19 protein-coding genes are annotated in these 21,153 nt (G+C 61.1%); 15 read left to right on the top strand and 4 right to left on the bottom strand.

Annotated features, from left to right (window positions below; all coding sequences use genetic code 11):
• The first annotated feature begins 585 nt into the window (after positions 1 to 585).
• Positions 586 to 918, top strand: coding sequence for a hypothetical protein (locus tag AC2T9U_RS02815; protein WP_493696583.1), 333 nt, complete (start codon positions 586 to 588; stop codon positions 916 to 918).
• 87 nt (positions 919 to 1,005) lie between these two features.
• Positions 1,006 to 2,391 (top strand): TrkH family potassium uptake protein, encoded by a 1,386-nt coding sequence (locus AC2T9U_RS02810; RefSeq protein WP_493696582.1) that lies wholly within the window; start codon positions 1,006 to 1,008, stop codon positions 2,389 to 2,391.
• A 15-nt stretch (positions 2,392 to 2,406) separates the two neighbouring features.
• On the opposite strand, the gene AC2T9U_RS02805 is transcribed toward AC2T9U_RS02810, so the two are convergent.
• Both AC2T9U_RS02805 and AC2T9U_RS02800 read right to left on the bottom strand, forming a co-directional pair.
• Positions 2,407 to 2,955 carry a hypothetical protein gene (locus tag AC2T9U_RS02805; RefSeq protein ID WP_493696581.1) on the bottom strand — a complete coding sequence of 183 codons (549 nt, stop codon included), beginning with the start codon at positions 2,953 to 2,955 and terminating at the stop codon, positions 2,407 to 2,409.
• A gap of 159 nt (positions 2,956 to 3,114) precedes the next feature.
• A complete protein-coding gene (locus AC2T9U_RS02800; RefSeq protein WP_493696580.1) occupies positions 3,115 to 3,624 on the bottom strand; it encodes a low molecular weight protein-tyrosine-phosphatase in 510 nt (169 codons plus the stop codon).
• Here AC2T9U_RS02800 and AC2T9U_RS02795 point away from each other — a divergent pair.
• The 7 genes from AC2T9U_RS02795 to AC2T9U_RS02765 all read left to right on the top strand — a co-directional run bounded on the left by AC2T9U_RS02795 (position 3,623) and on the right by AC2T9U_RS02765 (position 12,684).
• A complete protein-coding gene (locus AC2T9U_RS02795; RefSeq protein WP_181816067.1) occupies positions 3,623 to 3,784 on the top strand; it encodes a hypothetical protein in 162 nt (53 codons plus the stop codon). The genes AC2T9U_RS02800 and AC2T9U_RS02795 overlap by 2 nt on opposite strands.
• Before the next feature lie 156 nt (positions 3,785 to 3,940).
• Positions 3,941 to 7,783 (top strand): multifunctional oxoglutarate decarboxylase/oxoglutarate dehydrogenase thiamine pyrophosphate-binding subunit/dihydrolipoyllysine-residue succinyltransferase subunit, encoded by a 3,843-nt coding sequence (locus AC2T9U_RS02790; protein ID WP_493696579.1) that lies wholly within the window; start codon positions 3,941 to 3,943, stop codon positions 7,781 to 7,783.
• 106 nt (positions 7,784 to 7,889) lie between these two features.
• Entirely contained in the window at positions 7,890 to 8,066 is a 177-nt protein-coding gene (locus AC2T9U_RS02785) for a DUF6104 family protein (RefSeq protein WP_181816068.1), read from the top strand.
• 6 nt (positions 8,067 to 8,072) lie between these two features.
• Complete coding sequence (locus AC2T9U_RS02780; RefSeq protein WP_371667277.1) at positions 8,073 to 8,774, top strand: GDSL-type esterase/lipase family protein; 702 nt, start codon at positions 8,073 to 8,075, stop codon at positions 8,772 to 8,774.
• Positions 8,775 to 8,929: 155 nt separating this feature from the next.
• Positions 8,930 to 9,832, top strand: a complete 903-nt coding sequence (locus AC2T9U_RS02775; protein WP_493696578.1) for a DUF4097 family beta strand repeat-containing protein — start codon at positions 8,930 to 8,932, stop codon at positions 9,830 to 9,832.
• Position 9,833: 1 nt separating this feature from the next.
• Entirely contained in the window at positions 9,834 to 10,535 is a 702-nt protein-coding gene (locus tag AC2T9U_RS02770; RefSeq protein ID WP_493696577.1) for a PadR family transcriptional regulator, read from the top strand.
• Positions 10,536 to 10,716: 181 nt separating this feature from the next.
• The gene (locus tag AC2T9U_RS02765) at positions 10,717 to 12,684 is read left to right on the top strand and encodes a polysaccharide biosynthesis protein (protein WP_493696576.1); all 1,968 of its coding nucleotides are present in this window, start codon (positions 10,717 to 10,719) and stop codon (positions 12,682 to 12,684) included.
• On the opposite strand, the gene AC2T9U_RS02760 is transcribed toward AC2T9U_RS02765, so the two are convergent.
• A complete protein-coding gene (locus AC2T9U_RS02760; RefSeq protein WP_493696575.1) occupies positions 12,577 to 13,236 on the bottom strand; it encodes a sugar transferase in 660 nt (219 codons plus the stop codon). The two genes, AC2T9U_RS02765 and AC2T9U_RS02760, sit on opposite strands and share 108 nt — an antisense overlap.
• A complete protein-coding gene (locus AC2T9U_RS02755; protein WP_493696574.1) occupies positions 13,233 to 14,495 on the bottom strand; it encodes a DegT/DnrJ/EryC1/StrS family aminotransferase in 1,263 nt (420 codons plus the stop codon). Before AC2T9U_RS02755 ends, AC2T9U_RS02760 begins: the two co-directional genes overlap by 4 nt.
• A gap of 78 nt (positions 14,496 to 14,573) precedes the next feature.
• On the opposite strand from AC2T9U_RS02755, the gene AC2T9U_RS02750 reads away from it, so the two are divergent.
• The 6 genes from AC2T9U_RS02750 (at position 14,574) to AC2T9U_RS02725 (ending at position 21,144) form a co-directional block, all read left to right on the top strand.
• Positions 14,574 to 15,875: a glycosyltransferase family 4 protein gene (locus AC2T9U_RS02750; RefSeq protein ID WP_115031127.1), complete on the top strand. Its 1,302-nt coding sequence runs from the start codon at positions 14,574 to 14,576 to the stop codon at positions 15,873 to 15,875.
• A 128-nt stretch (positions 15,876 to 16,003) separates the two neighbouring features.
• Positions 16,004 to 16,996, top strand: a complete 993-nt coding sequence (locus tag AC2T9U_RS02745) for a polysaccharide biosynthesis protein (protein ID WP_243889214.1) — start codon at positions 16,004 to 16,006, stop codon at positions 16,994 to 16,996.
• Entirely contained in the window at positions 16,993 to 18,192 is a 1,200-nt protein-coding gene (locus AC2T9U_RS02740) for a polysaccharide biosynthesis C-terminal domain-containing protein (RefSeq protein ID WP_115031131.1), read from the top strand. The genes AC2T9U_RS02745 and AC2T9U_RS02740 overlap by 4 nt, the downstream gene beginning before the upstream one ends.
• On the top strand, positions 18,189 to 18,830 hold the full coding sequence (locus AC2T9U_RS02735; protein WP_493696573.1) for a GNAT family N-acetyltransferase: 642 nt from the start codon (positions 18,189 to 18,191) through the stop codon (positions 18,828 to 18,830). Before AC2T9U_RS02740 ends, AC2T9U_RS02735 begins: the two co-directional genes overlap by 4 nt.
• Positions 18,827 to 19,960: a non-hydrolyzing UDP-N-acetylglucosamine 2-epimerase gene (wecB, locus tag AC2T9U_RS02730; protein WP_493696572.1), complete on the top strand. Its 1,134-nt coding sequence runs from the start codon at positions 18,827 to 18,829 to the stop codon at positions 19,958 to 19,960. Before AC2T9U_RS02735 ends, wecB begins: the two co-directional genes overlap by 4 nt.
• A gap of 5 nt (positions 19,961 to 19,965) precedes the next feature.
• Positions 19,966 to 21,144 carry a glycosyltransferase family 4 protein gene (locus AC2T9U_RS02725; RefSeq protein WP_493696571.1) on the top strand — a complete coding sequence of 393 codons (1,179 nt, stop codon included), beginning with the start codon at positions 19,966 to 19,968 and terminating at the stop codon, positions 21,142 to 21,144.
• The last annotated feature ends 9 nt before the right edge of the window (positions 21,145 to 21,153 follow it).

Genomic DNA, 21,153 nt, shown 5'->3' with positions numbered 1-21,153 from the left:
TTAGCTGCCACCCTTGCCAACCCACAAAAGCGGCAAGGAATAATCATTTACGCGCCCCCAGTTAGGCATTTCCATCGCCACGCGCGAGCTCCCTCAAGAGGTTCTGGCGGCCCATGGCGAAGTCGGCACACCATTGCCACGAAGTAACAGCCATGTGATTTCGCCGCTGGTCTAGCTGGCCATCAGCGACGTCACAATCGACAGAATCCAACAGCCCACTTCAACGGCAGGATGTGCACGAGGCGTCACGGCCTTCATGCGAGGCAACCCACCGCTACGTCTGCAACCGCGAGCGCGACGCCACCAGACCTGACCTCCGGCACACCTTTGAAGCCGTACTTGACAGCGTGTTGGCCGCCGTCACTGCAGCGCCCAACACGCGAAGCCTTTACCGGAGGGGCAAAGCTGTATTCCATGCCCGGTGCGCCGCGCGATCCCTTCAACCGACATACAGCCACCTACACCACTCCCCCATAGGTGTCGAAAATCCTTAGAGCGCAACAATATTCGAGCTAGGTCATTACAGTCGCTCCCATAGCCCCCGCGCCAAAACACCAGGCCAACCCCAGCTACACGGAGCCACACATGAGCAAAAAACCACCCACCAGCATCGACACCTCCTCATGCACCCTCATCCCCTGGCTCCTCGTCACCTCCTGCGCCATGACATCCATCTACGCAGCCCACCCCTTCTGTCTCACCACCAACTTCCTCCTCGTCGCCGCCCACCTAGCCGCCCGCGCCCTATCCACACGCCACAGCCACCCCACCAGCACCACCCTCCTCCTGGTCGCCGCCACCCTGTGCATCCTCACTCTCTGGCACCGCCCCACCGGTGGAATCATCGCCATCGCCTTGACCTACCAGCTCATCCGCCAAGAACTCCAACACACCACCACCGCCGCATCCCGCACATAGCCCCCGCCCACCACCACCTGAACCCACCCCAACCACAACCCACCCAACAGTGGGTGGACTGCCATCCAGCGAGTAATCTCTCGCTGCGTGCCCTCACACACACGCACACCCCCGCACAAATCCCCGACAGCTACCACCCCTGCCCGCAAGCTACGGCTGCGGCCAGGACAAGCCGTCGTCGCCGGATTCGCCGCAGCCATCGCCGTCGGCACCGCCCTGCTCATGCTGCCCATCGCCACAACCGGCCCCGGCAGCGCCACTTTTGTTGAAGCACTCTTCACCGCAACCTCAGCCGTCTGTGTCACCGGCCTGACCGTCGTAGACACCGCCACCTACTGGACACCCCTGGGCCAAGTCATCATCATCGCGCTCATCCAAGTAGGCGGCCTGGGCATCATGACCGTCGCATCCCTACTCGTTGCGCTGCTCTCCCACCGCTTCGCCCTCACCACCGCACTCAACGCCGCCGAAGAAACCAAAGCACTCGGCCCCGGCCAAGCACTCGCCGTGGTCCGCCGCGTCGTCCTCTACTCCCTAGCAATCGAAACCATCACTGCCCTAGCCCTGACCGGACGATTCATCCTCCACTACCACCAAACCCCCGGACTAGCCCTCTGGCACGGCACCTTCCACGCCATCTCCGCGTTCAACAACGCCGGATTCGCGCTGTGGACCGACAACCTCATGCACTTCGTCGCCGACCCATGGATCTGTCTACCCATCGCCGCAGCCATCATCATCGGCGGCATCGGCTTTCCTGTCCTATTCGAACTGCGCCACACCTGGAACACCCCCAACCGGTGGACCATCCACACCCGCATCGCCCTATACGCCACCGCAGCGTTCCTCATCATCGGCTGGATCGCCATCTGCGCCCTCGAATGGACCAACCCCCACACCATGGGCCCCCTCGACACCAAAGGAAAACTCCTCAGCGGATTCTTCCAATCCGTCATGCCCCGAACCGCCGGATTCAACAGCCTCGACTACAGCACCATGCACTCCCAAACATGGCTCGTCACCGACATGCTCATGTTCGTCGGCGGCTCCAGCGCAGGCACCGCAGGCGGCATCAAAGTCACCACCTTCTCCGTCCTGGCTTTCGTCATCCTCGCCGAAGTCCGTGGCGAACCCTCCGTACGCGTCTACAACCGCCGCCTCGGGCACGGCATCCAACGAGCCGCCATCACTGTGGTCCTCCTCTCGGCTCTCCTGGTCATCACCGCCACCACCGTCTTCATCATCTGCACCGAATACAGCCTCGACCGCTCACTCTTCGAAGTCATATCCGCATTCGCCACCGTCGGCCTGACCACCGGCATCACCCCCACCCTGCCCACACCAGAACGCCTCATCCTCGTAGCACTCATGTTCATCGGACGGCTCGGCCCCACCACCTTCGCCTCCGCCCTAGCGCTACAGCACCGCCGCCGCGTCTACGAACTCCCCGAAGAACGGCCCATCATCGGATAAACCACCCAGCACACATCACCCCTGCGAGGTCTGCAATATCACCGGCACATCTCCAACAATCTTCTGCACCATCGCTCGCCCCTGCTCCACCTCCTTGCCGTACAACCGAACCCCCACACTGTTGCCCTTCACATCACTCCACACCGCAGCCACCCGCACCCCCCTGGACAACAACGAATCTGCCTGCGACTCCACCGCAGCCTTCGCCGTCTCCAAATCCGTCAACGAGTGATCCACCACCACAACCTCAACCCCATCCACATCAGCCAAACGCTCCCGCGCCATCACCGCACCCGCAGCAGTCACCTGAACACGCAACCCACCGGTTTCCTCATCCGCCACAACCCCAGCCTGAGCTTCCCGCGGAAACGTCCGCACAATCTCATCAACCCGCTGACGCACCTGAGCCTGCGACTCGTATGCGTGCACCGCACTCACTGGCTGCTGGCTACCCGACACCGCAGCATCCGTCACCATATACACACCCGTCAGCACGCACGCCCCCACCAAAGCCGCCACTACCAAACGATTCCGCTGCTCCGACACCCGGCTTTCACTATCCACTCCGCCCCCTTCAACGACAAAAAGTACTGACCGTGCCCTCTCCCATCGACGCATCCACGACGAAGTTCACCCGTTCAACACGAACGCATTAGTTATTTCTGAACCAACCAGAAACAAAAACCGAACCAAGTTTTTACACCCCACCCCAATCGCGCCCCCCTACCTGCTCTCTACCCAGTCCCGCACAAACCCAACAATCCCCGGCAACGCCCCCGCAATCTGCGCAAACGTCACATCAAAATCCTCATCACCGCCGTACCACGGGTCAGCCATACCAACATCACCCGAAGCCACCGCAGCCGGATCAAACTCACGAATCATCCGGATCTTCCCAGCCTCGTCATCCCCACCAGCCCACGAACGCAACATGCGCTCATGCCGATAATCCGCAGGCAACAGCAAATCCACCTCACCAAACCACCCCACCTCAAACTGCCTCGCCCGATGCCCAGCAAAACCCGAATCCGCAACCCCATGACGCCGTAACGCCGCCACCGCACGCCGATCCATCCCATTACCCACCTCCTCAGCTGAAACCCCACACGAAGACACTTCCACCACATCCCCCAACCCCTGGCTGTCCACAGCAGCACGCACCATGAACTCCGCCATCGGAGAACGACAAATGTTGCCCCAACACACCGTCATCACACGACACACCTCAGTCATGCCCGCGAGTATGCCAACCCCAGAGGGCCAACCCAACCCCCTTCCACACCACCCCAAAACCACCCCACCCGAACAGCATCAACACCACCCCACCAACCCCAGACACACATACGCCAACCGCTTCAGCAAAGACCGCCGAGATGTGACATGCGACATGTAGTGTGGTTCGTAAAGGATTGCCGAGACGGACTCGTTCCACTCGTCGCCAACGATCACGGAAAATGCACTCATCACACCGTGACCGCCCCACCAACGACGACGTGAGGCATCCGTCCGGTAGACAACGCAGTCGCCACAACGAAAGAGGCGTTTCCTCGTGTCCCAGCAGCCGCCCAACGACTCACCGTCGACCTCGTTCGGAGCCAACTCCTGGCTCGTGGACGAAATGTACGAGCAATACAAAGCCGACAAAAACTCAGTCGACAGCTCATGGTGGCCCCTCTTCCAAGAACGCGACGCCCAAGCAATCCCCACCCCCCCAGCCACACCCCACGACATCGGCACCAGCACCCCGCCACGCGCCAACCACACCGACACCACCCCCACCACCACACCAGCCTCACCCGCCCGCCAAGCCATCGGGAAAGGCTCCGCACCCCTATCGGGCACACGCACCAACTACGACGTCTCCCGCCGCAGAGAAGCAACCCACTCACCAGCGGCCAACGCCACCGTCATGAGCTCGGCCGAACCCGCACCCGACCGCGGCATCCGCCACCAACCCATGCCCGCTCAAATGCCCACCCCGCGCGACACCCCCGCCGTGCGCCCCACCAACTCCGACGCACAAGACACCACCAAAGCCCTCAAAGGCCCCGCAGCTCGCATCGTCAAAAACATGGACGCCAGCATCCATGTCCCCACCGCGACCTCATTCCGACAGCTGCCCGCCAAAGCACTCATCGAAAACCGCACCGCAATCAACGCCCACCTCACCCGCAACCGCGGCGGCAAAGTTTCCTTCACCCACATCATCGGCTACGCCATCGTCCGGGCACTGCAATCCATGCCCGACATGAACTACAACTTCACCGAAATCGACGGAAAACCCCACGTCGTACACCCCGCACACGTCAACTTCGGTCTCGCCGTCGACCTACCCAAACCCGATGGCACCCGATCCCTCGTCGTCCCCAACATCAAAGCCGCCGAACAACTCGACTTCTTCGGCTTCTGGCGCGCCTACGAAGACCTCGTCACCAAAGCACGCAACAACAAACTCACCGTCGACGACTTCGCCGGCACCACCGTCTCCCTCACCAACCCCGGCGGCATCGGCACCTTCCAATCAGTCCCCCGCCTCATGCCCGGCCAAGGCACCATCATCGGCGTCGGCTCCATGGACTACCCCGCCGAATGGCAAGGAGCCTCCCCCGAAACCCTGGCCCGCCACGGCGTCAGCAAAATCATGACCATCAGCAGCACCTACGACCACCGCATCATCCAAGGCGCTGCCTCCGGCGAATTCCTCCGCACCGTGCACCAACTCCTGCTCGGCGCCAACAACTTCTACGACGACATCTTCGAATCTCTACGGATCCCCTACGAACCCATCCGCTGGAGCATCGACCACTACGCCGGACACGAAGACGACCTATCCAAAACCGTCCGCGTCCAACAACTCATCCACGCCTACCGAGTCCGCGGACACCTCCTAGCCGACCTCGACCCCCTCGAATACCGGCAACGCATCCACCCCGACCTTCAACTAACCAACCACAACCTCACCATCTGGGACCTCGACCGCAAATTCGCCACCGGCGGCTTCGGCGGAAAACCCGCCATGACCCTGCGCGAAATCCTCGCCGTCTGCCAAGACTCCTACTGCCGCACCATCGGCGCCGAATACATGCACATCCAGGACCCCGAAGAACGCGCCTGGATGCAGAACAAAATCGAAGTCCCCCGCGAAAAGACACCCCGCGAAGAACAAATGCGCATCCTGCGCCGCCTCAACTCAGCCGAAGCATTCGAAACATTCCTCCAAACCAAATACGTCGGCCAAAAACGCTTCAGCCTCGAAGGCGCCGAATCAGCCATCGTGCTCCTAGACCAAATACTCCTAGAGTCCGCCCGCGAAGGCATGGACGAAGTCTGCATCGGCATGCCCCACCGCGGACGACTCAACGTCCTAGCCAACATTGCCGGCAAAAGCTACGGACAAATCTTCTCCGAATTCGACGGCACCCGCGCCCCCGGCAACGCCCAAGGCTCCGGTGACGTGAAATACCACCTCGGCACCGAAGGAACCTTCACCGCCGAAACCGGTGAACAAACCAAGGTCTACCTCGCCGCCAACCCCTCCCACCTCGAAGCCGTCAACCCCGTCCTCGAAGGAATCGTCCGAGCCAAACAAGACCGCCTAGACAAACACGGCGAAGCCTTCACCGTCCTGCCCATCCTCATGCACGGAGACGCCGCCTTCGCAGGACAAGGCGTCGTCATGGAAACACTGCAGCTATCCCAGTTACGCGGATACCGCACCGGCGGCACCATCCACGTCATCGTCAACAACCAAGTCGGATTCACCACCGCCCCCAGCTCCTCGCGCAGCTCCGTCTACTCCTCAGACCTGGCACGCTGCATCCAAGCCCCCATCTTCCACGTCAACGGCGACGACCCCGAAGCAGTCGTACGCGTGGCCACCCTCGCCTACGAATTCAGGCAAAAATTCGCCACCGACGTCGTCATAGACCTCGTCTGCTACCGCCGACGCGGACACAATGAAGGCGACGACCCCTCGATGACCCAACCCATCATGTACAACCTCATCGAGGCCAAACGCTCCTCCCGCAAGCTCTACACCGAAGCCCTCATCGGCCGCGGCGACATCACCGAAGAAGACGCCGACGCCGCCCTGAAGGACTACCAATCCCGCCTCGAGCAGGTTTTCCTCGAAACCCGGGAAGCGGCAAAACACCCAGAACAACAAGGCACACTCGAAATGCCCTCCGCGCAAGTTGAAGACGAACGCGCCCCCCTACGCCACATCAGCACCGCCATCGACAAAGACCTTCTCGAACGTCTCGGTGATGCCTGGGTCAACATCCCTGACGGATTCACCGTCCACAAAAAACTGATGAAGGTCCTCGAAAACCGGCAAAAGATGACCCGCGAGGGCAACATCGACTGGGCCATGGGCGAACTACTCGCCTTCGGATCACTCCTCACCGAAGGCACTCCGGTACGTGTCACCGGACAAGACACCCGCCGAGGCACCTTCACCCAACGCCACGCCGTCCTCATCGACCGCAACACCGCCGAAGAGTGGACACCACTGCTCTACCTCGGCAACCAAGCCCGCCTATGGACCTACGACTCGATGCTCTCCGAATTCGCCTGCATGGGATTCGAATACGGATACTCCGTCGAACGCCCCGACGCGCTGGTTTGCTGGGAAGGACAATTCGGCGACTTCGCTAACGGCGCCCAAACCATCATCGATGAATTCATTTCCTCCTCCGAGCAGAAATGGAACCAACGCAGCTCCGTAGTTCTTCTCCTGCCCCACGGATACGAAGGACAAGGACCAGACCACAGCTCCGCCCGAATCGAGCGCTACCTACAACTCTGCGCCCAAGACAACATGACCGTCGCGCACCCCTCAACCCCAGCCTCCTACTTCCATCTCCTGCGTGCGCAGGCATACACCCGCCCCCGAAAACCACTCATCGTGGCAACCCCCAAACAACTACTACGCCGCAAAGAAGCCGTCAGCTCCATCGAAGAATTCACCACCGGCAGCTTCCAACCCGTACTGACCGACAGCACCGACATCAGCAGCAACAACAACATCGACCGCGTCATCGTCTGCTCCGGCCGCGTCTACTACGACCTTGCCGCCGAACGCGAAAAACGCAACGACACAAACACAGCAATCATCCGACTCGAACGCCTCTACCCCCTGGCAACCGAAGAGATGAAAAACGAGCTAGCGAAATACCCCAACGCCGAAATCGTGTGGGTCCAAGACGAACCACTCAACCAAGGCGCATGGTCCTTCCTCGCCCTCAACCTCGTCCCCGAGCTGGCAGAAAACGGCGAAACCCGCACCTGGAAACGTGTCACCCGCCCCGCCTCAGCTGCGCCCTCCACCGGCTCAGCCAAAATCCACGCAGCCGAACAGGAGAAACTCATCCACCTCGCTTTCAAACGCTAACCGCCCCACCCTGCGCCCGCCCCATCCCCTACGGGCGCAGGGACCTACACCACGCTCAGGGTGTCCTGAACGTGCACACTCACTCCATTGGGGCAGAATAGAACTCGTGTACTTCACAGATCGTGGCATCGAAGAGCTGGAAAACCGGCGCGGCGATGAGATGGTGTCTCTGGAGTGGGTAGCCGAACAGCTACGGACCTTCACCGACCTGAACCCCGAATTCGAGTCGGCATTGGACCGGTTCGCAACCTGGCTCGCCCGGGTGGACGACGACGAGGATTGATAACGCGTGAGCAACGACGACTACGGCGACGACAGCCTCTACACCGACGGGGCAGACATGGACATCCCCACCCAGTTCACTCCTAGCGCCGACTACGTCGCGCACGACGGCCCCAGAGACGTCGGCATCGTCTTTATCGGCGATTCTTTCGTCTCCGGATACGGCGACCCCAAAGGCCATGGATGGGTCTCGCGCGTGATCGGCCGAACCCAACACCCCGAACTCGATCTCACCACCTACAACCTCGGCATCCGCGGTGACTCTTCCGCAGACGTACTCAACAGGTGGCGATCCGAAGGTATGCCCCGGTGGAAAGACCGCCGCGAACGTCGCCTCGTTCTGGGCGTAGGCATTCACGACATCGACCAAGGCCTCACCACAGCCCGCTCCCGCCTCAACCTCGCCAACGTCCTCGACGACGCAACAGCACGAGGCATCAGCCCCTTCGTGGTCGGCCCCGCTCCCACCCTGGATGAAGAACGCAACGCCAAACTTGAAGTAATCGTCGAAGCACAATCCGACGTGTGCTCGCGCCGCTCCATTCCCTTCGTCGACTGCTTTTACCCGCTTCTAGAACACGACCAATGGATCTCAGAACTAGCCAGTTCCCGCGACCAGATCCACCCCGGACAAGCTGGCTACGGACTCCTAGCCTGGCTCGTTCTCCACGGAGACTGGGCCACCTGGCTCCAAATCCCCCAGGAATAAACCCCTTTCGTTTCATGCGTGTGGCGGTGAACCCGACCGGGTTCACCGCCACACGCATATCCCACTCCTGCCCTCTATACACGCGATATATCTCAATCTACTCTTAAGAAGAAACGACATATCGCGTTCCAGTGCCCGCCACCGAAAGGCCCGCCATGACCACCTGGCGCATCACCTCCAACACCAGCCGCACCATCGACGACGGACGCCGCCGAAACCTCACCATCAACACCGGTGGCGGCTCCATCACCATCACCGGAGGCACCCCCGGCTCCACCGCCATCCTCATCGAAATCGCCAACGTCCGCGGACCAGAACTGACCATCATCGACGACGCCACCACCGTCAACATCGGCCACCTACGCAACGGCACCGACTGGAAACAAACCATCAAAGACTGGGTAGGCGTACGCGGCGACGTCAGCGTCGACCTGAATATCACCGTCCCCCCAGGCACAGACACATCCGTGCGATCCCTACGCGCCCACACCAAAATCAGCGGACTCACCGGACGACTACGCGTCCGCGGCGGCACCGGAAGCGTCCGTCTCGACTCCCTCAGCGGCACCATCGACATCATCACTGCCACCGCAGACATCGAAGGAAAACGCATCTCCGGAGACATCAAAACCAAAACCGCCTCAGGCAACCTCTCCCTGGACTCCTCAGCCCCAGCATCGGTGCGCGCCAACACTGTCTCAGGCCTGAGCGACCTATGCCTCACCGGCCGCTCCCTCATCACCATCAACTCCGGCGCCGGCGACGTACGCATGCGCCTACCCCAACACCAGGGCTACGACCTCACCGCCCACAGCAAAACCGGACACGTCATGGCCGACGGATCCACCATGATCAACCCACTCAGCGAAAAACGCGGCGGACACCGCTACGACGGAGACCGGTCTTTAGCTGCAAAGGTTAAAACCGTCTCCGGGAACATCGTCCTCACCCGCGGAGAAACACCACACCACTGCACACCAGGGGTGATCATCACCGGCGGACAACAGCCCCGCGGCCCCATCCAAGACACCCTCCCCGGCGACCGGAAAAATAACTGACATGGCCTCACCAGTATTCGGCCACGGACAACTACGCCTCTACCTCCTAGCCGTCCTTGACGAGGGTGGCCCCATGTCCGGCTACGACATCATTCAAGTCATGGAACGGCGGTTCCGCGGGCTCTACTCCCCCAGCGCCGGAACGATCTACCCCCGCCTAGCCAAACTCGAAGACGAAGGACTTCTGACCCGTCGCGACGAAGGCCGCAAATCTATCTACACCCTCACCAGTGCCGGACGTGAAGAACTCGACTCTCGATCCGAAGAGCTCGAAGGACTGCGCGCACATGTCACCAGCTCATCAGAACAACTCACCGACGAACTGCATCGACGCATGAGCGAAGGCGCAGCGCACCTCACATCACTGTTCGGAGCGGCAGCCGCCGCATGGGAGAACCAAACCCGATCAGCCACCGCTCAAGGATCATCACGATCTCCGCTGGCGGATATGACCATAGAAGGAATTGAGCGACTAGCTCGCGACTTCCGTCGAGGTGCAGCCTTCACCGAACACACCACCCCCCCACCTCCCCCACCCACCAACCCAGAACCCCACAACCTCACAACAGATACCAACCACCACACCACCAAATCCGCCAACATCTCGAGCGAGCAGGTGAACGCCATCATCACCATCCTGCGCGAAACGGCTGACCGCCTCGAAGCAGTGCTAGAAGAAAACCCTCAACGCCACAAAAAGTGAGCAGGTGGGCCGCACACACACCGGCCCACCTCCATATATACATATTCGGGGTGAAAAGCCCTGCAGCAATAAGGTCTTCTAGCAACTACTCGTACACAACACTCACTCTCTCATTGCCAAATACAGCGCTTCTTGCGTCGTAATGTGTCGAAGTACCGACAAACGCCGCGAGGAGCCAACCGTGCACGGAGCACCCACGAGCGGCACTTTGCGCCGTGACCACATAAAACGGACCATCACCTGGCCAGCAGTTGACTCCGCCATCTGGATATTCGCCGTCTATGCGTCAGTGTGGATGCGATACGACTTCCGCGCCGCCCTCGTTTTCACCGGCGGCGTCGCCAGATATGCGCTGCTTGCCGCAATAATTCACGGATGCGCAGGCACCCTCGTAGGCCCCTACCGTGTGCGCCACCGACGCGGATCAATGGAAGAAATCACCGACCTCGCCCGCACCTTCATCATCACTCTGCCCCTGCTGTTCATCACACCGTGGCTATCCTTCCCCCACCCAGTACCGCGCAGCACCGCAATCAGCGCAGGCGCTCTGGCCATGCTGACCATGCTCGCTGCGCGCCTGATCTCCCGAGCACGGCGCATGCGCGCAGCACGCCACCGCGGCGGACGTCCAGCCCTTGTTTACGGAGCCGGAGACGCCGGAGACCGCATCATCCGATCACTCCTGACCGAAGATGACTCTCCTCTAACTCCCGTAGGAATCATCGACGACGACCCAGCAAAAGCCCGGCTACGCATCCACGGCATCCGCGTCGTCGGAGACCGCAACGACCTCGCCGACTCGGCGCGCCAGTGGGAAACCCAAACGCTGATCCTCGCTATGCCCAGCGCACCAGCTGAGGTCATCCGCGAAGTATCGGCCTCGGCCAGAAACCTTGGCCTCGAAGTGCTTGTCGCCCCCAGCATGAGCGAGATCGTGGACCACTCCCCCGGCGCCCGCGACCTACGCGACCTTGACCTGGCCGATGTTCTTGGCCGCCCACCAGTCCATCTGGAATGGGAATCGATCAGCAGCGAAATCACCGGAAAAGTCGTACTCGTCACCGGCGCCGGTGGCTCAATCGGCTCAGAACTATGCCGTCAGATCGCGCGCTTTTCTCCCGCACGTCTGCTGCTGCTTGACCATGACGAATCCGGCATGCACGCCACAGATATGTCAATCCGGGGAGATGGGCTGCTGTGCGGCGGCAACATCATCCTGGCAGACATCCGTGACGCTGCACGGATCCGTGAGGTTATGGCCCAAGAAAAACCCGACATCGTCTATCACGCCGCAGCTTTAAAACACCTTCCGCTGCTGGAAGCGCACCCGTTCGAAGCATGGAAATCCAATGTGATGGGCACCCGCAACGTATTGGCTGCAGCCGATGCGGCTGAAGTGACCTCATTCGTCAATATTTCGACTGACAAAGCAGCCGCCCCCACGAGCATGCTGGGACTATCCAAGAGGTTTGGTGAAGTGCTCACTGCCTGGTACGCCTCAGCTCACGGGCGTCGGTACGTCTCCGTTCGTTTCGGAAATGTGCTGGGTTCGCGCGGGTCGGTGGTGCATGCGTTTACTTCACAGATCGCTTCTGGAGGGCCAGTAACGGTCACTGATCCTCGTGTGGAGCGGTACTTCATGCTCATTCCGGAGGCCTGCCAGCTCGTACTGCAAGCTGGTGTGCTCGGCCATGGGGGCGAGGTGATGGTGCTGGAGATGGGTGCTCCGGTGAAAATCGCTGATTTGGCGGAGACGTTGATTGAGCTGTCAGGGCGCCACGACGTGAGCATCATCTATACGGGATTACGGCCTGGTGAGAAGCTCTCTGAAGAACTGTTCGACTCCTCAGAGGTGCGACACCGCACTGGACATGAACTCGTCAACGCCGTTCAGGCACCGCCGTTGAATCCTCACGTACTAGAAACACTCTCAGCCACCGACGATGCTTCGCTGCGTGCCTGGATGTCTTCAGTGTTAGCAACTTTGAAGACTGAGGAGAAGGCAGTGCAGGCTGTGCAGGCACAGACCGCCGCAGCACAATCAGTTGCGGCCCAGCACAGCCCGGACCGTAGCGAGCAGTATTCGAAGATCGCTCATGAGCGAGGCGGAGCGCACATAGTCGACGTACCGGGCGGTTTTACGCGGTAGCAGAGTGTGAACGTAGTAGTCGGCGGGATCAGCAACGGTAGCGAGCAGATCCCCCTCGTTCCGGAATTCAATGCTGGCTGGGTCGGTGATGCCTGGCCGGACGCTGAGGATCACCGCGGCGCGCTCTGGTGACCAGTGTTCAACCCATTCAGGTACTTCGGGTCGAGGTCCGACTAAGGACATTTCTCCCCGCAAAACGTTGAGGAGTTGGGGAAGTTCATCAAGTTTGGTGGCGCGTAACCACGCGCCGGTGCGGGTCACGCGGGTATCACCGGTGGCACTGACTGCCAGGTGGGTTTCTCCTGAGGCGGGGACAGTCATAGTGCGGAATTTCATGATGGTGAAGGGATGGCCGTTGCGGCCAACGCGTTGCTGTCGAAAGAGCACCGGTCCTGGTGAATCGCGAGTCACTGCAATAGCGATGCCGGCCATCAGCGGTGCTGTAATCACGAGCCCCACAGCGGCGAGAGCGATATCGATGCCACGTTTGACCGGTGGGTACCAGGCATTGGTACGGCTGGGTGGGACGGACTGGGGAGTGCACCTTTTCATGAGCGTGCTCCGCATAGTTGGCGTACGGCTGTGATGACGCGGTCGATTTGGTCGTCGGTCATAGCCGAGAAGATGGGGAGGGAGAAGCAGCGGCTAAAGGCATCCTCTGCGACGGGAAAGACTGTGGGGTCAGGAGCGATGGTGTCGCGCCAGACAGGGTGGCGGTGCAGTGGGATGAAGTGAACACTGGCTCCGATGCGGTAGTGGTTTGTGAGCTTGTCGATGAGGGCGTCGCGCTGGATTGGTGCGGTGTCTAGCAGGTGAGGTGCGTAGATGTGGCGGGCGTGGATATCGCCAGAAGGTGCGTGTGGCGGTAGCTGTAAGGGCAGGTCGGCGAAGGCTTCGTCGTAGGCGTCAGCGATTTCTTCGCGGCGGGTTCGCATACGTATTGCTTTGGTGAGTTGTACGCGTCCGATCGCTGCGGCGGGGTCGGTGAGGTTGTATTTGAATCCGGGGGCGAGGACTTCGTATTTCCAGGCCGGGCCTGCCGACATGCCGGATTCGGTGTAGCGAGAGAACGCGTCACGGCTGATGCCATGCAGGCGCATCATGCGGGCGTGGTTGGCTAGGTCTGGGTTGGTGGTCAGGAGCATGCCACCTTCGCCGGTGGTCATGGTTTTGGTGGCGTAGAAACTGAATACGACTGCCTCGGAAGCTCCGAGTCCCACGTTGATGTTTTCGCTGACGGCGGGGAATGCGTGGGCGGCGTCCTCGATGACGGCGAGGTTGTGTTCTCGGGCGAATTCAGCCAAGTGTGTTCGGGCAACGGGTAGGCCGGCGAAGTGGACCGGCATGATTGCGCGGGTGTGGGGGGTGATCGCTGCGGCCGCGGCGTGTAGGTCGATGTTCAAGGTGGTGGGTAAGACATCGACGAGTACGGGGGTGGCGCCTACGTAGCGGACTACCTCTGCTGTTGAGGTGAAGGTCCAGGTGGGGACGATCACTTCGTCACCTGGGCCGATGCCCAGGGCTACGAGGGCTAGGTGTAGTCCTGCCGTGGCTGAGTTGACGGCGATGGCGTGGATTTCTGGGGGTGGTGGGGGCGTAGGGGGTGCGGGGGTGCCAGGTGTGGTGGTTGTGAAGTTTCCAGCCAGCGCGGCAGCGAATTCGGTTTCGAAGGCTGCGGCGGCTGGGCCGGTGGTGAGCCACCCGGAGCGGATTGCTTCTGCGGCGGCGCGGACTTCTTCCTCACCGATATCTGGTGGACCAAAGGGTATAAATGGCAATAGTTTTCGACTATCTGGCGAGGATGTATTCACATTTCTAGGCTAGGGGTTCCTCGCCACAGACAGCGGGATGGGCACGTCGGATTCGAAACTCGGAAGGAGGTGTCAGCGGTGCGGTACGGGATGTTGTCGCAGTGGTATGACCCTGAACCTGGCCCGGCAGCGTTGCCTGGGGTTTTGGCTCGAGGTCTGGTCGGGCGCGGACATGCAGTCAATGTGGTCACAGGCTTCCCGAACTACCCCAGCGGGCAGATCGCGCAGGGGTATCAGCAATGCCTTTTCCGTGATGAAGTCCTTGATGACGTGGGGGTTCGCCGAGTGGCGCTGTACCCCAGTCACGACTCTTCAGCGGTCCGGCGTGTGCTGAACTATGGCAGTTTCGGAGTGTCAGCGGCGATCTCTGGTACTGCATTCGTTCGCGGCGCCGATGCGGTGTGGGTTAACTACTCCCCCATCACGGTTGCTTTACCCATGTGGGTGGCTCGGTTACGTGATCGCGTTCCGTTAGTTGTTCACGTTGGTGACCTATGGCCCGACACGATGACGGCCGCCGGTTTTACCCCCAGCGGGTTCACGGGAGCAGCACTGGAGAAAGTGCTGCATGAATGGACTGACGCCATGTACCGCTCCGCCGCTGTTGTCACCTACATCTCCCCCGGGGTCCGAGACATTCTCATCGACCGAGGCGTGCCCGAACACAAACTTCGCTACGCCCCGATGTGGGCCGACGAAACCTTGTTTTCCCCTGCCAGCCAGGCCACCCGCACCGCTGCCGAAGCATGGCGGCGCAGCAACGGCGTCGGAGACCAAGACATTCTGGTCCTGTACGCCGGTGCGCTCGGACACGCCCAAGGTCTAGAAACTCTTCTGCGCGCTGTCGCCACCGCTAATGCCGAACTCGCCGACACCGGCGCACGCCGACGCCTGCGCTGCATCATCGCTGGTTCTGGCACCGCAGAAGAAGAACTACGCAGCCTTGCCCGCGATCTGCGCATCCCTGGGGATAACCAACCCATCACTTTCATAGGCCGGGTAGCACCTGAGCTGATGCCTACCCTCATGGCTGCCGCCGACGCCTGCTATATCGGTCTTCGCCGCGACCCTCTTTCCAAGGTCACCATGCCAAGCAAAACCCAAGCCATCATGGCCTCTGGCCGCGCAATCGTCGCCGCCGCTGACGGCGACATCAAAGATGTTGTCACCAGCGCTGGAGCCGGTTACGCCACAAACTCCGGCGACCAGCCCGGCCTCACACGAATTCTTTTGCGCCTGTGCGAAAGTGGCCGTGCATCACTGGAAAGTGTCGGCCTTGCTGGGCTACGCCACTACCGAAGCGAATACGCCGTAGAACACGCAGTCACCCGCGCTGAACAAGCCCTCACCTACGCAGCAGGCGGTGAAAGGACACCATGAACCACCCCCTCCCCGAACATCACCTCACCACCACCCCAGGAGATGAGCGAGGAGAACACCACCCCGGCGACGCCCTACACGACACCACCATCGCCATCACCGGCGGCACCGGATCATTCGGCTCCACCATGGCCCGACGCCTCCTCAAACACGGCGTCAAAAAAATCCACATCCTCTCCCGCGACGAAGCCAAACAACACGACATGCGTGTAGCCCTAGCCGACGAACGCATCACCTACTTCGTCGGCGACGTCCGCGACCGCACCTCCGTAGACGCAGCCCTACGCGGCACCGACCACGTCTTCCACGCAGCAGCCCTCAAACAAGTCCCCAGCTGCGAATTCTTCCCCCAACAAGCCGTACTCACCAACGTACTGGGCTCCCATAACGTCATCATGGCCGCCCACGAAGCCGGCGCCCGCTCACTGGTCTGCCTCTCCACCGACAAAGCCGTCTACCCCGTCAACGCCATGGGCATGTCCAAAGCCCTCATGGAAAAACACGCCCAAGCATTCACCCGCCAATACCCAGACAGCCCCACCACCGTCACCATCACCCGCTACGGAAACGTCATGTACTCCCGCGGCTCAGTCATCCCCCACTTCATCAACCAAATCCACACCGGACGCCCCATCACCATCACCGAACCCGACATGACCCGCTTCCTCATGTCCCTCGAAGAATCCGTCGACCTCGTCACCCACGCCTTCACCAACGGCACCCCAGGCGACCTCTACGTACGCAAAGCCCCCGCCGCCACCATCAACACCCTCGCCAAAGCCGTCGCCACCCTCCTAGGCCACCCCGACCACCCCATCCACATCATCGGCATGCGCCACGGCGAAAAAATGCACGAAACCCTGCTCTCCCACGAAGAAATGGCCCACGCCACCGACCAAGGCAACTACTTCCGCGTACCTGTGGACGCCCGCTCCATGGAATACGAGCTCTACTTCACCGAAGGCGACCACCACCGCGCCCCCCTTGAGGACTACACCTCCGCCAACACCCAACGACTCAACCTCGAAGAAACCATCACCCTCCTACTCACCCTCCCCCACATCCGCGAACTCGCCTACCAAGCCGGAACACTCCACCAGCACGAAACGGCACAGCCATGAACAGCACCCCCACCCAACGCCGCCTCAAAGCTGTCGTCACCGGCGCCAACGGATTCCTCGGCTGGCACCTACGCGCCCGCCTACTCACCTTGCCCAACATCGACACCTACCCCATCAACCGCACTGACTTCGCCACCCACGCCCTCGAAGAAGCCCTCTCCGACGCCGACCTCGTCTTCCACTGCGCAGGCATCAACCGCAGCAACGAACACGAACTCAACAACGGCAACATCGCCCTAGCCAACCGACTCGTCACCGCACTAGAAAGCACCGTCTCCGGCCGCTACACCGCAGGCAAACGCGAACCAGCCGTCGTCTACGCAGGCTCCAACCACGCCTCACCCGAACACCCCAACAGCTCCACCCCCTACGGACACGGAAAACGCCAAGCCGGCCACATCATCACCGAATGGGCCGAACACGCTGGCGGCGAAGCCAGCGCCACCGACCTCCGCTTCTGCGGACTCTTCGGCGAACACGGCCGCCCCGACTACAACAGCTTTGTGGCCACCTTCGCCCACACCATCGCCCACGACGGCGAACCCCGCATTACCGACGACCGCGAAATCCCCCTCTTACACGTCGGCGAAGCCTGCGAACGCATGATCGCCGCCGCACTCCAACGCACCAACGGCATCCGCGAACAAACCGGCACCATGATTCGCATCTCCGAAGTCGCCCGCACCCTCGAACGATTCCACTCCGTCTACGCCCCCACCGGCGAAATCCCCGACCTCAACTCTCCCCTAGGCATCCCCCTGTTCAACACCCTGCGCGCGGCCATGTGGCCCCACGCCTACCCCATCCCCACCCAACCCAACACCGACGAACGCGGCACCCTCATCGAAACCATCCGCGTCCACGGCAGCAGCGGCCAGGTATTCCACTCCACCACCAACCCCGGCTACACCCGCGGTAACCACTTCCATCTCAACAAAATCGAACGATTCCAAGTCCTACACGGCACCGCCCGCATCTGCCTACGCCGCGTCCTGACCAATGAACGCATCGACTTCGACGTCACCGGCGACACCCCCGTCACCATCGACATGCCCACCCTGTGGACACACAACATCACCAACACCGGAACCACACCCCTACACACCATGTTCTGGACCAACGAGCTCTACGACCCCAAAAACCCCGACACCACACCACACCCCGTCGACCCTGCCCCCACCACACCCCAACCATGACCCCCCACCTACCCACTCCCCCCAACCCCCACATCCACTTCACCGAAGGCATCGACCCCACCGATATCCCCGCCCTCGCCCGCCTGCACCACGACGCCTTCCCCAACTTCTTTCTCACACGCCTCGGACAACCCTTCCTCCGCGAGTTCTACCGCGCCTACGCCACCGACCCCACCGCCATCACCATCACCGCACGCATGCCCAACAACCAACCCATCGGCATCGCTGTCGGAACCACCGACCCCACCACCTTCTACACCCGACTCCTACGCCGCCGCGCCATTCCCTTCGCCCTCGCCGCAACCCGCGCCGCACTCACCCACCCCCGCACTGTCATCCCCCGACTCCTACGCGCCCTGCGCTACCGCGGAGACACACCACCAGGCAGCAACGGCGCCCTCCTAGCCTCCATCTGCATCAGCCCCACCCTCAAAAAAACCGGCACCGGCGCCAAACTCACCCACACCTGGACCACCTGCGCCCACCACCACGGAGCCACCAGCGCCTACCTCACCACCGACGCCGACAATAACGACGCCGTCAACCGCCACTACAGCCGCCAAGGCTGGACCATCGAATCCACCTACACCACCCCCGCCGGACGGCGCATGCACCGCTACGTCAAGGAGCTCCCATGACCCACGTCATGACCATCGTCGGCACCCGCCCCGAAATCATCCGTCTCTCCCGCGTCATCACCCACCTCGACAACACCGTCACCCACACCCTCGTCCACACCGGCCAAAACTACGACTACGAACTCAACGAAATCTTCTTCGAAGAACTCGGTCTACGCCGCCCCGATCACTTCCTCGCCATCAACACAGCCACCCTAGGAACCACCCTGGGCGAAACCCTCATCAAAGTTGAAGACATCCTCACCACCCATCGCCCCGACGCAGTCCTCATCCTCGGCGACACCAACTCCGCCATCGCCGCCCTCATCGCCAAACGCATGCGCATCCCCGTTTACCACATGGAAGCAGGCAACCGCTGCTTCGACCACAACGTCCCCGAAGAAACCAACAGACGCATGGTCGACCACATCGCCGACTACAACCTCGTCTACACCGAACACGCACGCCGCAACCTCCTCGCCGAAGGCATCCATCCCCGCCACATCGCCCTTACCGGCTCCCCCATGAAAGAAGTCCTCGATCACCACCGCTCCGCCTTCGACACCAGCACCGCCACCAGCGACCTCGGCCTCACCCCCGGCAAATTCCTCCTCGTCAGCGCCCACCGCGAAGAAAACGTCGACTCCCCTCAACGGCTGACCAACCTGCTGAACTGCCTCATCACAGCACGCGACACCTTCGATATGCCCATCCTTGTCTCCACCCATCCCCGCACCCGCAAGCGGCTCGACGCACTCCTACACCACCCCGACAGCCCTCGCCACAACCTCGAAGGCATCACCTTCCACCCACCCATGGGGTTTCTGGACTACAACCGCCTCCAAATGGACGCCGCCTGCGTCCTATCTGACTCCGGCACCATCAGCGAAGAATCCTCACTCCTGGGATTCCCGGCAGTCACCCTCCGTGACTCCATCGAACGCCCCGAAGCCCTCGACACCGGATCCATCATCATGACTGGCCTGGACCCCGACAACCTCATCGAAGCCATCCGCGATGCCATCACCACCGGCACTACCCCACCGCCAACTCCCACCGACTACCGCATCAACAACTGCTCACAACGAACCGTCCGATTCATCCTGTCCACCCACCGCCGTCACGAGACCTGGACCGGCCTGCGCAGCTGAACACCATGACTTCACCAACCGGCCCCCGCATACTGATAGCCACGCCCTACTACACCCCTGCTTGGCGTGGCGGCGGACCTATCCGCAGCCTAGCTGCCATCACCAACCAGCATGGCGACCGCCACCATTTCCTCGTGATCACCAGTGCATACGACTGGGGCGGTGTGCCTTTAGATGTCGATACCACCGATTGGGTCCGCACCGGCTCTGCACTTGTGCGCTACTTACCCACCACTTTTGGCTCCCTGAACACCATTCCTGCCTACGTTCGAGCCTGGCGCCAGGCCACCAGTAGCCCTTCTGAACCGCCAGAAATCACTTACCTCACCGGAGCATTCCCTCCGCTATGGACATTGCTTCCTTTGCTGCTTGCGCGCACCAAAATCCTGTCGTTGGGGCATGTGCTTATCGCACCTCGAGGAGAGTTCGGGACTGGCGCTCTAGCGCTGAAAGCTAAGAAAAAACGCTGCTTTCTTGCCGCGGCACGATTCGCTGGTCTTTATCGAGACGTCACATGGCATGCCTCTTCTCCTGCTGAAGCCGCCGACATTCGTAGCGTTTTCCCCAAAGCTCGTGTCCTTATACGGCAGAACGAGACTGACCTACCTACCTGCGCTACTCGACCGCACACCCCGACGACAGCTCCGCTGCGGCTGCTTTATCTAGGGCGGCTATCACCGAAAAAAGGTATCGAGACGTTCCTGGCTGCTCTGCGGTACGTGAATTCTCCAGTTCAGGTGACTATCGCTGGAACTGCTGACAGCGATGACTATGCCTCCACGCTGCACGCTCTTGCCAATAAGAGCAAGCATCCAGTGTCTTTCGTTGGCGGGATTGAGCGCGATCGTGTGCAGGAAACTTTCTGTGAACACGATCTGTTTGTTTTTCCCACCACTAACGAAAACTTCGGCCACACAGTGGCTGAATCACTTTCCGCGGCGGTACCTGTGATGTTGCATCGCGGTTCTACCCCGTGGCCTGTGATGCTTCCGCATATACCGGCCGGAGCGCTCGAGCTGCTTGACACGTTCGATCCACGTGACTGGGCTGAACATATTGATGCTGTCGCGGCTCGTGCTCCTGAGCAGCGTTTGTCGGATCGGCAAGCAGCTGCAGATGCCTACGACGCGTGGCGTGCGTGTACGCCGACGCAGTCAGTATTCGACATGCTGCTCGACCAGTGATGCTACGTG

It is taken from the genome of Dermatophilus sp. B7861-1, assembly GCF_058996045.1.
Note: the sequence above shows the minus strand (reverse complement) of the source record. Positions and strands in the feature narration are given on the sequence as shown.

Excerpts from the sequence above, each read along its gene's own strand:
- AC2T9U_RS02775 (WP_493696578.1), top strand. The coding sequence starts at position 8,930 with ATGACCACCTGGCGCATCACCTCCAACACCAGCCGCACCATCGACGAC.
- AC2T9U_RS02795 (WP_181816067.1), top strand. The coding sequence starts at position 3,623 with ATGCCCGCGAGTATGCCAACCCCAGAGGGCCAACCCAACCCCCTTCCA.
- AC2T9U_RS02815 (WP_493696583.1), top strand. The coding sequence starts at position 586 with ATGAGCAAAAAACCACCCACCAGCATCGACACCTCCTCATGCACCCTC.
- AC2T9U_RS02740 (WP_115031131.1), top strand. The coding sequence starts at position 16,993 with ATGAACAGCACCCCCACCCAACGCCGCCTCAAAGCTGTCGTCACCGGC.
- AC2T9U_RS02745 (WP_243889214.1), top strand. The coding sequence starts at position 16,004 with ATGGCCCGACGCCTCCTCAAACACGGCGTCAAAAAAATCCACATCCTC.
- AC2T9U_RS02725 (WP_493696571.1), top strand. The coding sequence starts at position 19,966 with ATGACTTCACCAACCGGCCCCCGCATACTGATAGCCACGCCCTACTAC.
- wecB (WP_493696572.1), top strand. The coding sequence starts at position 18,827 with ATGACCCACGTCATGACCATCGTCGGCACCCGCCCCGAAATCATCCGT.
- AC2T9U_RS02770 (WP_493696577.1), top strand. The coding sequence starts at position 9,834 with ATGGCCTCACCAGTATTCGGCCACGGACAACTACGCCTCTACCTCCTA.
- AC2T9U_RS02800 (WP_493696580.1), bottom strand. The coding sequence starts at position 3,624 with ATGACTGAGGTGTGTCGTGTGATGACGGTGTGTTGGGGCAACATTTGT.
- AC2T9U_RS02735 (WP_493696573.1), top strand. The coding sequence starts at position 18,189 with ATGACCCCCCACCTACCCACTCCCCCCAACCCCCACATCCACTTCACC.
- AC2T9U_RS02760 (WP_493696575.1), bottom strand. The coding sequence starts at position 13,236 with ATGAAAAGGTGCACTCCCCAGTCCGTCCCACCCAGCCGTACCAATGCC.